A 2,892-nucleotide genomic window follows, 5' to 3' on the forward strand; every position below is an offset into this window, starting at 1 on the left:
TCATCGGTGTGGATTTGGCAACAATCACAAACCATCATGGCCGAGCGTGACAAAGCGCTGACTGAGAAAAAAGTCGCCGAAGAGGTGACAGATTTTTTGGTGGAAACATTCAAATCAGCCGACCCCACCCAAACCCTGGGTACTGAACTGACCGCTGGTGACATCCTCAGGCAAGGGATGCTCCAAATTGAACGAGAAGCCTTTGATCCATTGGTTAAAAACCGTTTGGTGGAAGCTTTGGGTGATGTCTATTTAAGCCTGGCCGACTTTGATCAGGCTCATGAACTGTATCAAATGTACCAGCCCCAGGTGTCGGATGCTGATGCAGACCATCGGTTCATCCTAAAAACAGCGCGCCTGTTATTGAGTAACCAGCAGGAGGATGCTGCAGAAGAAGCCATCAGTTTGCTGCAAGATGCTGAGTTAACTGATCAGAATGCCCTGGCATTGAGCATTTTAAAGGCCAATATCCTGAACGCCAGTGGCCAGATTCATGAAGCCACGGCTTTGGCATCTAAAAACCGAATGGATGCTTTGCAACGATATTCTGCGGCTTCCAATGAATACCTGAACAGCCTGATCAATCTGGCCCGCATCAAACGGTCAAACATCGATGAAAAGCCCGCAAGTCTGTTGTTGTATCAGGAAGCCGCAGAATTACTTGAACAGCATCATGATGATCTCATCCAACTCAGTGAGGTGAAAACCAGCGTGGCCATTCTGTTGAAAGACGTTGGCCGACTTGAAGAAGCCAACCAAATATTTTTGGAAGTGCATGAATTGCTGTTGACAATCTATGGTCAAGATCATTTAAAAGTGGCCAATTCACTGAACAGTTTGGGAATCATGGCTGAAAGGCTGGGAGATCCACAGAAGGCATTGGATTTTTATCATCAGGGTATCGAGGTCAAAACCCAACTTTATGGCGAGGACAGCCCCCGCCTGGCAAGCAGTTACTATAATGCAGCCGAGTTGTATTCCTCTAAGCTCAAGGCATATGAGCTTTCACTGAAGTACTATCAAAGGGCTTTTGAATTGATGACAGGCGCTGAAGGGAAAGCACTGATCAATTTAAACATCATGCAAAGGGCATACGCTAAAACATTGATTGAGTTGCAACGCTTTGCAGAGGCTGAGCAGTTATTGCAGAATCAAATTGAATTTTTTGCGGCATTTAATATGCCTGCACGCTACAGCGAGTCACAAAGCCGTGTCTATCTGGCGTACCTTTATGATCTGACCGGTGAAACTGAGAAAGCCGCCACTTTGATCAAAGAGGCCTGGCCATTTATTGAACACAAAGCAGGAAAAAACAGTTTTTATTTTCAACTTGGAAACAAGTTAAATCAAAAGTATGGCAATCCCGTCGAACAATGAATGCCATACCCATATTAATGAAAGGAGTAATACCATGTTTAGATCGATTGTAATTACAGCAGTCATTTTGTTCAGTTTGCCAGTCATGTCCAATGATGACGATAAATGTATAGAGACGGTTTTGGCACCCACTGGTTTTGTCAGGGATGGTTTTGACACAACCAGCTGGATTGATTCGATATTTTGGGTCAATAACTTAAAGCAAACAGTTGACGCCGAAGACCGCAACCTGAGAACGTTCAGTTGTGATACGGCTTTTGTTGACATTGTTGGGCAACCAACCAGAGCCGGTGACTTTGCGGTGTTCCAGAATACTTTTGGCTTTGATCTGAACGACTTTCCAGACACTTTGGCTCAGTTTGAATTTACCCTGAGGGTAGACAGTCTTGTGAATTCGTATGAGAATGGCGATTCATTTACCCTGTTTCGGGTTTACCAGGATGAAAATGACCTCAGTACAGTGATGCTGAATGTGGATCTGATCCGCATCAAGTCGTTCACCAAACCGGATACCAAGCCGGTGGCAGGAGATTACTGGTTGATGGAAATCAGTTTCATTAACCAGAAAGATGGTTCTACTTACATCAAGTACCATGCCATCAAAGGCGATGAAGCAGATGTGTATTACCGTTGGGAAGGTGACAATAAAATGGCCAATACATACATGATCATCACTGATGAGAAAGGTGCTGCCAGATATGACAGTAAAGTGCCTGATGTCAGTTCAGTGAAGCCACGCATCAACCATTTGGGTATGGTGGATGCAGCCACACCTTTTGTGATTGGTGATCAAATTGTGTTGCATGGTCCAATGCCTCGTAACCAGTAAAGTCATTCTTAACACTGAAAAAAAACCGGGTTAATCCCGGTTTTTTTGTGGCTCAATGATGACCTGCTTCATCACACAAATATGCAGTTTATCAACCACTGATGTATTGGCCTGTTGAAGTAAAAAACTGACAATGCCGGCCCATTGATGGAGTCAAAAGCCTGTTTCGGTCAGCCGCCTCATCGCCAGCCTGATAAACACTGATTGAGCAGTCGAAAAAACTGTGATTCATTTTTGCAGAACCTGTCGATGGGGCTGGATGGATAAAAGTGTTGAATTTTGACAAGAAACCCCAGGTTTTTGCGTTTATAAAGGTATGACAGTCAACAATGGCTCCAGCCAGGGCTGCTGTCATAAGGAATGCAGGGATGGTTAATGATCAGGGATGAATCAGGGAAGACCGTGAGCGCCCGTCACACACCGGGCGCTTCATGAGATAAGGATCACAGGAAGTCATTACCCAGGGATGAGTCAGGGATGGTGTGTACCAACAACTCAGAACGGCGGTTCAGTTCTGAACAACATGGGATTTTGTGTAACCACTCATATAGGCGTTATCTGTGAGCGGAAGTCCCATGTTTAGCCCATCAATTGGGTTATACTGTGCAACGTTTTTCCGCGGGCTGCGTGTGGCCTGGTGATGACATGAAAAAATCCGATCCTTTGAATAAACAGCAGTGGCAACA

At 45.0% G+C, this 2,892-nt stretch carries 2 protein-coding genes; both read left to right on the top strand.

From position 1 onward, the window contains the following. Positions 1 to 1,377: tetratricopeptide repeat protein (locus B0475_RS17240; RefSeq protein WP_157893054.1), on the top strand; the 1,377-nt coding region annotated here is incomplete at its 5' end. Between the two features lie 34 nt (positions 1,378 to 1,411). After that, on the top strand, positions 1,412 to 2,206 hold the full coding sequence (locus tag B0475_RS17245) for a hypothetical protein (protein ID WP_077413123.1): 795 nt from the start codon (positions 1,412 to 1,414) through the stop codon (positions 2,204 to 2,206). Positions 2,207 to 2,892 lie beyond the last annotated feature (686 nt).

Source organism: Marinicella sediminis (assembly GCF_002000055.1).
GTDB lineage: Bacteria > Pseudomonadota > Gammaproteobacteria > Xanthomonadales > Marinicellaceae > Marinicella > Marinicella sediminis.